The organism is Chryseobacterium sp. Bi04, from assembly GCF_918698085.1.
GTDB lineage: Bacteria > Bacteroidota > Bacteroidia > Flavobacteriales > Weeksellaceae > Chryseobacterium.
Window position 1 is genome coordinate 130,173 of sequence record NZ_CAKKLP010000003.1, and the last position, 12,794, is coordinate 142,966.

The following is a 12,794-nucleotide window of genomic DNA, read 5'->3' on the forward strand; positions in this document are numbered from 1 at the left end:
AAACCACAAGATCCAGAAAGGTTTTAAAGTTGAAAAGTATAGACAACGAAATCAAAAAAGCCATCGCAATAATTACGATGGCTTTTTCTATATATGAATGTTAAAAAAACTACTTTCTATTTTCTTAGCCTAAAGTATCTTCAGCTTTTGTTTTAGCTTCATCCACTTTACTCTGAACCTGAGAAGCAACGTCATTGGCTTTACTTTTAAGGTCATTTCCCCATTTGTTAAGATTATCTTTTGCTGTATTGATTTTATCTTTTACAGCTTGTTGATCTTCAGGAGTTGAATTCTTATATTTCCAGTAAGCTAAAGCTCCTAATCCTAATAAAGCTAATATGCCTTTTGTTTTGTTTCCCATGATTTCTATTTTTAAAGTATTAATATTAAAATTTGTTATTAATAAGTATGTAAAATACGTGCCAAAAAAATAAATACAATAATAAAAAAATGTTAAAATTAAGAGAAGACTTCAAAATCTTCACCATCGAAACTTGCAAAAACCATAGTAGGGTAGGAATCCTGATGATAGATATTTCCATTGTTGTCTATAGCAATGGCTCCCGCAAATCCATCAATAGTTTTAAGCTCATCAAAAGTTTTTTGAAAGGCTTTTTCAAGGCTCATGCCGTCAGTAACCCTTGTTACAATTTTTGTGGCAGTGGCATTACTTACAATATCTTCTCCCACACCCGTACAGCTTACTGCACAGAATGAATTGGCATAATTTCCGGCCACAGTGGCAGAATCTGAAATTCTTCCCGGAATTTCGAAACCTTTTCCGCCTGTGGAAGTAGCGGCGGCTAATTTCCCTTCTTTATCAATGGCTACACAGCCTACTGTTCCTTTTCCACCATTGCTGAGCTTGGCTTCATATTCTTTCCTTCTTTGTGGAATTTCTGTAGAAAAGTGTTCAAAACCATGCTCTGTAGCATAGATCTTTGCTCCTTTCCCTCCTAAAACACGGTCATCTTCCCCAATCAAATCTTTGGCAACGAGTATGGGGTTTTTTACATCCTGAAGGTTGATGACGCCACTTAATTTCTGGGTATCCCCGTTCATAATGGCTGCACTCATACGGATAACACCATCACTCTGAATTTGTGAACCGATTCCCGCATTGTACAAAGGATCATCCTCCAGAAGAGAAACGGCATAGGCTGCTGTATCAAAAGCCGAATGCGTCTGAAGATACCCGAATGCTTTTTGGGCTATTTCTTTTAAAGATTCCTGTTTTGCGGTCTTTACTTCATGGCTTTGATCGCTTTCAGAGAAAAAACCACCGTGGATAATGAGCTTCATAAATAAAGTTTAGTTTTTACTTTTTAAATTATTATTTGTCTGGAAAAGATTAATAAGGTATTGCAGTTCTTCTAAAATGAACCCTTAATTCCTGACAAAGCTTTGAAATATTTTCTACATTATGTTTTTCTACAATCATCAGCTGTAATTCATCAGAATAACTGTCTGCGAGCTCAATAATTTCCAATGGAGGATTTTCCTGATCAAGTCTGGGCTGCAGCCACGCAAAATAATCTGATACATATTTTACTCCCATTGGAAAATCTCCAATGATATTGTTAAGGCTTTCATCAATGAGCTCGTGTATTTCATCTATTTTGTCACCACGGATCAGAAAAGAAAACAGTTCGTTAGTAACTGAAAACTCAAAAGCACCGTCTTCATCGCTTTCAATTACCCATTCCGCATCATTATCGGCTATATACTGAACTGGGTTTGTATAAGCAAAAGAACAGTTTGAAATGATTTCCTGTTTATTGGCAACGTCATAGCCCTCCAAAAGGAGATCTATAAATTTTTCAATTTTCCCTTCTGCCATTTAGCTTTATTTTTTAACTAAAATAGGAATTACTTTTGAATAATTTTTAGATTATTTATCTTGTGGAATAGGGTTAAACTGAGAATTTTCAATAGTCAGTGTTTTCGTAGTAAGATCATAATGATCGTTCATAGACATTACATGTACCGTTAAATTATCAATAGAGATAGGTTCTCCTAAATTGATATTCGTAAGGTTGGTGTCTTTGATGAATCTGCCATCGACTAAAATAACAAGACCTGAGCCTACAGCAGTCATTACATCATTATGGATGAAAAGTCCTGTATCTTCACCTAGTCCGATTCCCAATGTTCTCGGATTATTAACCACAGCCTGGAAAAGACGCCCGATTCTGCCTCGCTGTACAAAATGAGTGTCAATGATAACATTATCAATTAATCCCAAGCCTTGTGTTGTTTTAATTTCTCCTTTTAACAGGGCTTCAGAACTGCTTCCCTGATAGATCATATTTTCAGAAGCAGCAGCTGCCCCTGCAGAAGTTCCGGAATAAATGAAATCCTGTTCCTGGTATTTTAATAAAATAGTATCGTGAAATCTTGTTCCTCCAAGAATAGAAGTAAGTCTCAACTGGTCTCCACCGGTAAACATCATTACATCTGCAGCATTGGCTCTTGCAACCATGGCATCAGAATTCGCTTCTTCACGGTTATGAATATCCAGAATATTGACGTTTCTGGCACCTAGAAACTCAAATGCTTTTTTGTACTCTGTTCCTACGATCTGAGGAATTTGAGAGGCTGTTGTTACAACCTCGATAACAGAATCTTCCTTCAGTTTAGATTCATTAATAATCTTTCTTAAAATTCCTCGCTCAAAAAAATTAAGGTTCTTCTCGATGTTCTGATCATAATCGGTTTCCGCAAAACTTCCTTTGTTTACAGCGCCTCCGATAACTATTAATTTTCCAACAGGTTTCGTCATGGTACAAAATTAAAAAATAAATAACATTATTTGGCGAAATTCGTGCCATCTTTAGTTGATTTTTAATGTTTTAAAAATGTGAAGAAAAATTAATTTTTTTTTAATAAATCTTTAAATCTGCTATAGTTTCGTTTAGGGTTTTACATTATCTTTGGCTATAAAAGGAGTTATTGTTAACTGTTAAAATGCCAATAGACTATGAAAATCGAAAAGATTCAGGCACTGCGTGGTCCTAATATCTGGAGTATCAGAAGAAAGAAACTGATACAGATGAGGTTAGACCTCGAAGAAATGGAGAATTATCCTACCAATAAAATAGAAGGATTCAGGGAAAGGATTGAAAAATTAATCCCATCGTTGATGACTCACAGATGCTCGGAAGGAGTGGAAGGAGGTTTTTTCCATAGAGTGGAAACGGGAACCTGGATGGGGCATGTCATAGAGCATATTGCTTTGGAGATCCAAACACTGGCTGGGATGGATGTTGGCTTTGGGAGGACCCGTGAAACCAAAACTCCGGGAGTATATAATGTGGTTTTCAATTACATTGAGGAGAATGCAGGAATTTATGCAGCTGAAGAAGCTGTAAAAATTGCTTTAGCCCTAATAGAAGGGAAAGAATATGATATCAATGCCTGTATTCATAAACTGAAAGAGATCAGAGAGCGTGTTCGTCTCGGTCCTTCCACCGGAAGTATTGTTGAAGAAGCAGCTTCCAGAAAAATCCCGTGGATCAGACTGGGAACCAATTCTTTGGTACAGCTGGGATATGGGGTGAATCAACAGAGATTCCAGGCGACTATTACAGGGAAAACAAGTTCTATTGCTGTAGATATAGCATGTAATAAGGAGCTTACTAAGAGAATGCTTCATGATGCTGCCATTCCTGTTCCTATCGGAGATCTTGTCGTGGAGGAAGATGATTTAAATGCTGTGATCAAAAAAATAGGTTATCCTATCGTTTTGAAACCCCTGGATGGGAATCACGGAAAAGGATCATCAATTAACGTAAACGATTGGGAATCTGCTAAAATAGGACTGGAGCATGCTCAGAAATATTCTAAAAAAGTAATTGTTGAAAAATATATTACAGGCTATGATTTCAGGGTGCTGGTTATTGATAATAAAATGGTTGCGGCAGCAAGAAGGGTTCCTGCACATGTGGTGGGAGATGGTGAGCTGAACCTTCATGAGCTTATTGAAAAAGAAAATAAAGATCCAAGAAGAGGATATGGCCATGAAAACGTCCTTACTGAAATAGAAGTAGATAAAGATACTTTGGAATTGCTGGAAAAGCTTCATTATACCCTTGAAACAGTACCTCAAAGAGGAGAAGTGGTGTATCTGAAATCTACGGCAAACCTGTCAACAGGAGGAACTTCGATAGATGTTACCGATATGGTGCACCCGGAAAATATCACAATGGCCGAAAGAATATCTAAAATCATAGGCTTAGATGTCTGTGGTATTGATATTATGGCGGAAAACCTGACCCAGCCTTTAAAGGAGAGCGGTGGTGCAATTATAGAAGTAAATGCAGCTCCCGGGTTCAGAATGCATTTGGCTCCGAGTGAGGGATTGCCAAGAAATGTCGCGGCTCCGGTAGTGGATATGCTGTATCCGCAGGGAAAACCTTCTACAATTCCGATTATTGCTGTAACAGGAACCAACGGAAAGACAACAACGACCAGGCTGATTTCGCATATTGTTAAAAGCAATGGACATAGGGTAGGTTTCACTACTTCAGACGGTATTTATATTCAGAATACCATGCTTACAAAAGGAGATACTACAGGGCCGCTTTCTGCAGAATTTATTTTGAAAGATCCTACCGTAGAATTTGCCGTTCTTGAAACTGCCAGAGGGGGTATCCTGCGTTCAGGATTAGGTTTTTCACAATGCGATATAGGAGTGTTGACCAATATTGAGGAAGATCACTTAGGAATGAATGATGTTCATAATTTAAGAGATCTTACCAAAGTAAAAAGAGTCGTTCTGGACAGTGTAAAGAAAAGTGGCTGGAGCGTCCTTAATGCTGATAACGAATATTCCATGAAGATTGTTAATGATCTGGACTGTAATGTGGCTATTTTCAGTATGAACGAAAACAATCCCCATATCGTTAAGTTTGCAAAGGAAGGGAGAATTACCTGTGTATATGAAGAAGGTTTTGTGACGATAAAAAAAGGCGACTGGAAGATCAGGATAGGAAAAGCAAAAGACTTTCCTATTACCATGGAAGGAAAAGCCAGATTCATGATTGAAAATGTATTGGCTGCAAGTTTGGCGAGTTATCTTCACGGTTTTGGAATTGAAGATATTTCCAATTCTTTAAGAACATTTATTCCGAGTGCACAGCTTACTCCGGGAAGGTTGAATGTTTTTAAATTCAAAAACTTTAAAGTTCTGATTGATTTTGCCCATAACCCTTCAGGCTACGAAGCTATTGAAGATTATCTGAAGAATGTTGAATCTACCAAGAAAATAGGAATTATTTCTGGGGTTGGAGACAGAAGGGATAACGATATCAGGGAGTGTGGAAAGATTGCCGGTAGAATGTTCGATTATATTATTATCCGTAATGAAAAACATCTTCGTGGAAGAACGGAGGATGAGATTAACGGACTTATTATAGACGGGATTAATGAAGCCGGTAAAGATGTAAGTTATGAGATTATTCCTAAGGAAATTGAAGCGTTGAAGCATGCCATGGGAATGGCTGAAGAAGGAACGTTTATTACAGCTTTAAGTGATGTGATTTCTAATGCGATTGACCTTGTACAGGAATATCAGGCAAGAGAATTACTGGAAGATAATAATAACTTTTAAATAGAATTTTGTTTTTAAATAAGCTTAATTACTATTCTGTTTTTAATAAAGCCTTCGAATCTTTCGGAGGCTTTGTTTTTATAATGTTCCGTCCTAAAATAAGTGGACAAAGCAGAAATGCCTTATCCCGCACTAAGGTTGAGTTAAATATTCATCAGGAGCTTAGTCTGCCGAAGCATTTTATTGTTATCATCAGAAAATCCGATGAAATATTTAGTCTGCCATTCCTGAGTTTTTTTTGCCTGTTTACTTTCTGTGATATCCCAATCAGGATATACCCTGATTCCCCGTTTACCGGTTTTTTTTCCATCAGATAGAATTCCTTTTTCTGACAGAATTTTTTTTGGAAAAATAAATATTCCGGAAAGAGAGTCTTTAAAAGCTGCAACCATATAAAAATCAAAATTATCATTCAGCTCAAAAGGAGTGGTTTCTCCCTTTTCGTTCCTTTTCCAGATGGTTACAAACTGCCCTGTTTTGGTAGGGGTTATTTTGGAAATACGAAATTTTATTTTCAAATGATTCACTGTACAATTAAAACCTGAGTAATCTTTGCATTCGGGATCTTCTTCAATAGCTGAACAGACCAATCCAAGTGATTGAAACATCAGCTCTTCAAAGGTTTTTACATTCATTGAGTGGAGTTATTCTAAGGTGGGGTGATTGAGTTTTGAGTTGCAAAATTGATAAAAAATAAATTAGTCTAAGGCAAAAAAAGCATTAGAGCTTCCGATCCAAATAGCATCTTTCTTGTTGAAGTCTACATTCACCATTGCCGCTTTGGTCATTCTTCCCAGATTTTCCAGCAGGATAGGGCGTTCATCATTTTCTCTCCAAATATACAATAACCGGATCTCTGCTTTTGAAAATTCTCCGTTGATATCTTCAAAAATAGGTTCATAGCTAACCTTTCTCTGTAAAATATAGTTTTCTTTATCTTCAATAGCCTCCGTAACCTCCTTTGTTGGGTTCAGATTCACTCCACTTCCCGCGAATGAAAATAAGGGCTTCAATACAAAATCTTCAAGGTTTTCATGTTGGGGAAATTCATGTAAAAAATAGCTTTTGGGAACATACGGATGTTGTAGCAGTGGAAGAAGGTACTTTGATATTTTAAAGAACCAGTTGGGATGTGTGATCCATTTTACATCCACTTCTTCACGGAAATCAAATTCTGTATTAAGATTAGGAATTCTGTCCAGCTCATCAAAAATAACCCGATTATAGATTCTTTTGATCTGAACCAGTTTTCCATTATTTTCATAATACAGTTTTCTGCCTTCTTTCTTTACTTTTGTCAGGCACACGGTTTTAATACCCAGTAACTTTTCCGTTAAAGCAAAATCTATTGCTGTTTTCTGTTTTTCGGGAAAAATTTCCAATAGGATTACATTTTCCGGGTTTTCATCGCCCACAATCAATTCCTTCAGCAGGTTTTTAAAGGTTTCATGGGGCATTGGATTCCTGATCTCCGAAAGAAAAGGGTAGACTTCACAAAATGCATCCTCAAAAGTTTTCTGAAAAGCATACAATGAAGGAAATGCCTGCAGCTCAATCAGCTGAGGTACTATTTTTCCATTTTCACCTCTGCACACTCCAAAATCTATAGTGAAAAAATGAGGCCTGTTGGTATCATTAGGAACCCTGCAGTTCTCAGGAATAGCTTTTCTCAGAGTTTCCGCCGGAAGTGCATTGATTTGGCTGATGATGCTTTCGGTGGCCTCAAGAAGTTTTGTTTCAAATTCTTTGGAAAGAATAATCGGGCTTTCTGAAATCCTGAAGCCAGGTTCTACACCGCCTTTTTCTTTTAAGATATCTTTGAGCTGCCGGTATTTTTCTTGAGAATATTCCTGATTAAACTGTTTTCTGTATTTTGGGATCATATTTTTTCTTTTGTGATGTTAAAAAAATCGAGCATGTATGCCCGATTTATGTATGGTTAGCTACTTAATGTGAGTTCACATGCATGCTGTTCACTATTTTTAAGCTAAAGATTCAGCCTTTTTCAAAATGTTTTTTTTTGCAAACTGAAGGAATCTTGGAAGGACCTGGTTTCTGGTTAGGATGATTTTATCTTCATCATCTATTCTATCTATTGTTTCAAGATATTTTTCCATTCCGAAGTTTTCGATCATGGCTTCTTTGTTTTTATCATCTTTCAGATTTTCTATCAAAGCTTCAGGACTGGCTTCAGGGTGAAACTGGGTGCCGAATATTTCATCTGAAAAGCGGATAGCCATTATGGCCCTTTCTAAATTGATATGAGGACGGGATTTTTCTATAGCAACGATTTTCATACCCAATTTTTCAAAACGCTCATGATCTGGCTCAATAAACTGGTAAGCTCTGGAGTCTACTGCATAAAAAGGATCCTGAAGATTTTTAAATAAAAACTCCTCTTTGCCTTCTTTTGTTTTGTGAACAGGCATGACTCCGAAAGAGTAGGACTTTCTTTTGCAGATATTGCCCAGATTCCAATGAATACTTGCCAGCTGAAATGAATGACAGATCAGGAACAGGTATTTTTTATCTTCATTATACTGATTATGTTCAAAAATGGCGTCTAGAAATAGCGCAAACCTGTTTTCCCATTCAAGACCTTCTCTGTGTGGATTACCGGGACCACCCGAAGAAATGAAGATATCAAAATCTCCAATTTCCGGCATTTCATCTTTAAACCTAATATCAAATGTTTTAATAACTACATTTTCTTCAGAATTCTGTTGGAATGCTTCAGAAATTTCTTTTATGTTCCTAAAGCCTTGATTAACATGGTTGTTATTCATATCCAGCAGAGCGATTCGAATATCTTTCATTACATCATATTTTTTGTAAAGTTACCAAAAATATTATGAAGCAGGCTGGCCGTGTGTGATTCCATATTCTGTTTCTGAGATCATATAATCTACTACTTTCGTCAGATCTCCTGTTTCCTTAAATATTTGAAGCTGTCTGTCTGCACCGGTTCCGTTTTCCAGAATCGTCCAGGCATATTCAACTTCATTCCTGCATCCTAAATCATCTACTACATCATCTATAAATTCTAAAAGTTCTTTTAAAAGATGAGGATACGGAACAGATTCTTCTTTTCCAAAATCAATCAGATGTGCGTCAATACCACTTTTGGAAGCCCTCCATTTATTTTCATTCAAAAGCAGCCTTCTATAGCTTCTGAAACTTAAATTCAGCTGATGGAGCTTGTAAATCTTAGCAACAAGGCACTGCATAATGGCAGCAAGGCAGACTGTTTCGTCAATCCTTAAGGGCATATCACAGATTCTGAATTCTATGGTAGGGTAAAATGGATGAACCCTTAAGTCCCACCATATTTTCTTGGCATTATCAATGGTTCCGGTTTTGATCAGAAGATCTACATAACTGTCAAACTCTCCTAAAGAATTAAAATAACTGGGAATACCTGTTCTTGGAAACTTGACAAAAATTTCCTGTCTGTAAGATTTAAAACCTGTGTTTCGTCCGATCCAGAAGGGTGAATTGGTAGAAAGAGCGTAAACATGGGGAAGAAAATAACGCATGACATTCTGTATTCTTACTCCTTCTTCACGGTTAGGAATTCCAATATGTACATGCAGGCCAAAAATAAGGTTTTCACGGGCAACATCTCCCATATCATCAACAATTTTGATATACCTTTCTCCCTGCGTGATGGTGTTTTCTGACCAATGTGAGAAAGGATGTGTGCCTCCTCCGGATACCCGCAATCCCTGTTCATGAGCGGTATTGATCAAATGCCGTCTTAAATTCGTCAGTTCGGCCCTCGCTTCCTGGATATTCTGACAGATCCCCGTTTCCATTTCGATCATGGATTCGTGCATTTCGTGTTTTAAATTTTCACTTAAAACGGCTTTGCCACCTTCAATGATTTTTGAAACGTGAGAAATAAGATCCCTGCTTTCAACATCAATGATCTGATATTCTTCTTCGATTCCAATAGTAAATTGATGCATTTTCTTGTGTTTTTTTATTTCTTTTTCAATGTTATTTGATTGAATCCTTCACAAAGGTTCCCCAGGTAATATTAGGTTTCCCCGGAACATATTCTTTAGCTTTTTCTACAGCCAGTTTTGCTGCATGTTCTATAATCCAGGCAAAATTTTCTTCTCCTACAGAATTTCTGTCTGCATCCGGAGCCGGATTGCAGAAATCAATAGCATAAGGAATGCCGTCTCTTACCGCAAACTCTACTGTGTTGAAATCATACCCTAGCGCTTCATTCATCTTGATGGTATAATCGTGAATGGTTTTTAATAGTTTTTTCAGCTCTTCACCCTCAGTCTGATGAGTGGTGGCATATCTCAAATGGGGTGCATTTCTGGGCTCATAAGGCATGATGTGAACATATTTTCTTCCCAGACAGTATACCCTGTAATAATCTTCGAAAATGATTTCCTCCTGAACCATCATTACCAGCTGTTCCGTTTCACCCAGTTTATTCCAAAGGTCATCAGGGTTTTCAACTCTGTATACACTTTTCCAGCCGCCACCATCGTGAGGTTTCATATAGGCTGGGAAGCCTACATAATTGAAGATATATTCCCAGTCATGAGGAAACTTAAGGTTTCTGAATGAGGTTTCCGAAGTATCGGAAGGTCTTTCATGGGAAGGCAGCAAAACAGTCTTTGGAAGGGGAATTCCCAATTTGGTCATCAGGGCATTGTTGAAAAATTTTTCATCGGCACTCCACCAGAACGGATTGTTGATTACGTACGTTCCGTTAAGTGCGGCATTTTTCAGGTAAGCTCTGTAAAAAGGAACATCTTGTGAAATTCTGTCGATAATCACTGCATACCCATAATCTGCTCCTTGCTCCAGTTTATCAATGGTTACAGGTTCAGCTACAATCTCTCCGCCACCCAGTTCATTGACCTTGTCTATGAATGCCCAAGGGAATGTATCTTCCATGCCGAATAGAATTCCTACTTTTTTTGTCATAATTTTTGTTTTTTTATTGGTATATATTTTTTACTATTTATCATTCCTAAAACGAACCTGTTAAATCTTTGATTTGACACCTCTCGGAGAAGGTGAATTACTACGTATTTAATTTGATATTCAGGAAGGGTGAAAGTTTTTAAAAACTTAAATGTTACAGCTTTGTAGTTTATAAATCGTTATTTAAGAGAAATAAGCACTTATAAATGTAGGAAAGACCATTCTCCATAATGGCCAGTCATGTCCTATCCATTTTCTTTCATCATACCAGAAGTCTATGCCTTTTACCCTTAGGATTTCTGCCATTTCAATATTCTTGTCTTTACAGATATCCTGATCGGAAGTGCTGAGGACAATATGCATATGTTTATATTTCCAGGCCTCATCATTTTTTATAAACTCCCTTGGGCAGTTGAAGTAAATCAAATCATCAGAATACCCATCCATAAAATTTCTTATGCTGAAAGCTCCCGAAAGACAGAAAAGATGAGAGACTACATCAGGAAACCTAAAGGCAAAGTTAGCCGCGTGATAGCCTCCGAAGCTGGCTCCGGCTACTGCTACCCGATGGGTTTTATGGAGTTTCTGAATGTAGGGAACAAATTCTTTAATGAGGAACTGTACATAGCGTTCATAATTTCTTATTCTCTGCTGTGGCGAAATACTTTCATCATAAAAGCTCCAGCCGTCGATGGTCTGGATATTATACAATTTTACTTTTCCCTGTTCTACAAACCAGTTGATACTTCCATTGAGATGAAAATCGTGGTTTTGGGTATATTGTCCCTGAGAAGTTGGAAACATAATGATAGGATGTCCGTAATGTCCGGTCACTTCCACTTTAAGGCTTATTCCCAGTATATTTGAATAATACTCCGTATGTTCTATATGAGGCATTGATAAATTTTTCTTTAATAATTATGTTTTAATGGCTCAGCTTCTTACTTTTGGCGGTAAAATATTGAGCATTTCTGCCTGGATCTTATCGGCAGCACTATCCAGTTTTTCCTGTATGATAGCAGAATCCTTGGATTTGTAAACAATTCCAACGTGATGATCTATCGGCAGAAACTTCACGACCTCTTCACATTCAAAATTACTGTAATCCGGTTCCTTATCTTTAATCAAAGCAATGATTAATCCCGCATAATACTCTGTAGGAGGAGAAATGGTATAAGATTTACCCCTTAAAAGAGCATCCTCAATTTTGGCCCACTCTCCCCAGATATTAATATTGCTTGATGCTTCCACCAAATCGGGAATGTGTGCTCCACCTACCCTGGAAGATGTTTCCAGGAAGTACCATTTTCCGTTTTCTTTTCCCCGGATAAACTCTGTATGGGTTGCCCCATTGAGCAGTCCGAAATTGGTGAGAACTCTGGCATTGATCTCTTCAAGAGCTTTAAATTCTTCTGAATATCTTCCTAAGGTTTTAGACCTGAACACGCCTCCTTCATGAGAAACCTGCATAGGAGGAGCCAAATATTTTGAAGCTGAGGTAAATACTATTTCTTTATTAAAAGTAAGGCTGTCTACATGATAAACATCTCCGGGCTTAAAGCTTTCCAGTAAAAAAAGGTGACGCTCTTCCCCAAGAAGTTCTAAAGCTTCATGAAGCTGCTCTTTGGAGGTGAGCTTCTTAATTCCCGATGCTGAAGCTTCTGACCGTGGTTTCAATACCCAGGGGGCAGGAACCCTTTCTGCAAAGCTATTCACCTCATCATCATTGAATACCGCGGTAAACTCAGGAACGCTGATTCCTGAATCTTTTGCTTTCTGCCTCATAGCCAGTTTATCCCTGAAATACCGGTGGGTGGTCTGTCCCATTCCCGGAATACGAAATGTTTCCCTGATCAGAGCAGCTTTCTCCACATCGTAATCGTCAAGAGCTACTACAGCATCTACTTTTCGGGTTTTCATCAGATGTGAAAAACCCTGAATTAAATGCTCAAGATTCCATACTGAGGGTTTTAATTCCGGCATATAGAAGGTTTCCTCAATAGCATGCCAGGGCCAGTTTTTTTCTTTAAGGTTTTCTGATGTAACTAAGATTATTTTATTACCGAGTGCTTTCATTTCGTCCATGAAATCGTAACCCTTGTAATAGCACGAAATACATACAATAGTTTTCTCCTCCATATAATGTTTTTTTAAGTTTAGTGAATTATCAAAAATAAAAGCAATTCTTTATTGTTTGATTAATATCAAAAATTGAAATATGCTGAACTTT

Annotated in this window: 12 protein-coding genes; 1 reads left to right on the forward strand and 11 read right to left on the reverse strand. The window is 37.5% G+C overall.

From position 1 onward, the window contains the following. Window positions 1-124: 124 nt before the first annotated feature. The 4 genes from LQV47_RS06845 to LQV47_RS06860 all read right to left on the reverse strand — a co-directional run bounded on the left by LQV47_RS06845 (window position 125) and on the right by LQV47_RS06860 (window position 2,782). Complete coding sequence (locus LQV47_RS06845) at window positions 125-361, reverse strand: YtxH domain-containing protein (RefSeq protein ID WP_230035214.1); 237 nt, start codon at window positions 359-361, stop codon at window positions 125-127. A gap of 98 nt (window positions 362-459) precedes the next feature. Then, window positions 460-1,302: an isoaspartyl peptidase/L-asparaginase gene (locus LQV47_RS06850; RefSeq protein ID WP_230035216.1), complete on the reverse strand. Its 843-nt coding sequence runs from the start codon at window positions 1,300-1,302 to the stop codon at window positions 460-462. 49 nt (window positions 1,303-1,351) lie between these two features. Then, a complete protein-coding gene (locus LQV47_RS06855; protein ID WP_230035218.1) occupies window positions 1,352-1,840 on the reverse strand; it encodes a hypothetical protein in 489 nt (162 codons plus the stop codon). A 51-nt stretch (window positions 1,841-1,891) separates the two neighbouring features. After that, window positions 1,892-2,782, reverse strand: a complete 891-nt coding sequence (locus tag LQV47_RS06860; protein ID WP_230035220.1) for a cyanophycinase — start codon at window positions 2,780-2,782, stop codon at window positions 1,892-1,894. Between the two features lie 198 nt (window positions 2,783-2,980). Here LQV47_RS06860 and cphA point away from each other — a divergent pair, with 198 nt between their 5' ends. Further along, complete coding sequence (gene cphA / locus LQV47_RS06865) at window positions 2,981-5,611, forward strand: cyanophycin synthetase (protein ID WP_230035222.1); 2,631 nt, start codon at window positions 2,981-2,983, stop codon at window positions 5,609-5,611. 143 nt (window positions 5,612-5,754) lie between these two features. Here cphA and LQV47_RS06870 read toward each other — a convergent pair whose 3' ends face one another. From LQV47_RS06870 to LQV47_RS06900, 7 genes are all read right to left on the reverse strand, one after another. Then, window positions 5,755-6,246: a MepB family protein gene (locus LQV47_RS06870; protein WP_230035224.1), complete on the reverse strand. Its 492-nt coding sequence runs from the start codon at window positions 6,244-6,246 to the stop codon at window positions 5,755-5,757. 63 nt (window positions 6,247-6,309) lie between these two features. Further along, the gene (locus LQV47_RS06875) at window positions 6,310-7,494 is read right to left on the reverse strand and encodes a hypothetical protein (protein ID WP_230035226.1); all 1,185 of its coding nucleotides are present in this window, start codon (window positions 7,492-7,494) and stop codon (window positions 6,310-6,312) included. A gap of 99 nt (window positions 7,495-7,593) precedes the next feature. Further along, window positions 7,594-8,427 carry a GMP synthase gene (locus LQV47_RS06880; protein ID WP_230035228.1) on the reverse strand — a complete coding sequence of 278 codons (834 nt, stop codon included), beginning with the start codon at window positions 8,425-8,427 and terminating at the stop codon, window positions 7,594-7,596. Window positions 8,428-8,460: 33 nt separating this feature from the next. Next, on the reverse strand, window positions 8,461-9,579 hold the full coding sequence (locus LQV47_RS06885) for a carboxylate-amine ligase (RefSeq protein WP_230035230.1): 1,119 nt from the start codon (window positions 9,577-9,579) through the stop codon (window positions 8,461-8,463). Between the two features lie 31 nt (window positions 9,580-9,610). After that, on the reverse strand, window positions 9,611-10,564 hold the full coding sequence (locus LQV47_RS06890; protein ID WP_230035232.1) for a hypothetical protein: 954 nt from the start codon (window positions 10,562-10,564) through the stop codon (window positions 9,611-9,613). Window positions 10,565-10,747: 183 nt separating this feature from the next. Beyond that, entirely contained in the window at window positions 10,748-11,461 is a 714-nt protein-coding gene (locus LQV47_RS06895; protein ID WP_230035233.1) for an alpha/beta hydrolase-fold protein, read from the reverse strand. Window positions 11,462-11,497: 36 nt separating this feature from the next. Beyond that, the gene (locus LQV47_RS06900; RefSeq protein WP_230035234.1) at window positions 11,498-12,703 is read right to left on the reverse strand and encodes an ATP-grasp domain-containing protein; all 1,206 of its coding nucleotides are present in this window, start codon (window positions 12,701-12,703) and stop codon (window positions 11,498-11,500) included. Between the last annotated feature and the right edge of the window lie 91 nt (window positions 12,704-12,794).

Excerpts from the sequence above, each read along its gene's own strand:
- LQV47_RS06845 (WP_230035214.1), bottom strand. The coding sequence starts at position 361 with ATGGGAAACAAAACAAAAGGCATATTAGCTTTATTAGGATTAGGAGCT.
- LQV47_RS06850 (WP_230035216.1), bottom strand. The coding sequence starts at position 1,302 with ATGAAGCTCATTATCCACGGTGGTTTTTTCTCTGAAAGCGATCAAAGC.
- LQV47_RS06855 (WP_230035218.1), bottom strand. The coding sequence starts at position 1,840 with ATGGCAGAAGGGAAAATTGAAAAATTTATAGATCTCCTTTTGGAGGGC.
- LQV47_RS06860 (WP_230035220.1), bottom strand. The coding sequence starts at position 2,782 with ATGACGAAACCTGTTGGAAAATTAATAGTTATCGGAGGCGCTGTAAAC.
- cphA (WP_230035222.1), top strand. The coding sequence starts at position 2,981 with ATGAAAATCGAAAAGATTCAGGCACTGCGTGGTCCTAATATCTGGAGT.
- LQV47_RS06870 (WP_230035224.1), bottom strand. The coding sequence starts at position 6,246 with ATGAATGTAAAAACCTTTGAAGAGCTGATGTTTCAATCACTTGGATTG.
- LQV47_RS06875 (WP_230035226.1), bottom strand. The coding sequence starts at position 7,494 with ATGATCCCAAAATACAGAAAACAGTTTAATCAGGAATATTCTCAAGAA.
- LQV47_RS06880 (WP_230035228.1), bottom strand. The coding sequence starts at position 8,427 with ATGAAAGATATTCGAATCGCTCTGCTGGATATGAATAACAACCATGTT.
- LQV47_RS06885 (WP_230035230.1), bottom strand. The coding sequence starts at position 9,579 with ATGCATCAATTTACTATTGGAATCGAAGAAGAATATCAGATCATTGAT.
- LQV47_RS06890 (WP_230035232.1), bottom strand. The coding sequence starts at position 10,564 with ATGACAAAAAAAGTAGGAATTCTATTCGGCATGGAAGATACATTCCCT.
- LQV47_RS06895 (WP_230035233.1), bottom strand. The coding sequence starts at position 11,461 with ATGCCTCATATAGAACATACGGAGTATTATTCAAATATACTGGGAATA.
- LQV47_RS06900 (WP_230035234.1), bottom strand. The coding sequence starts at position 12,703 with ATGGAGGAGAAAACTATTGTATGTATTTCGTGCTATTACAAGGGTTAC.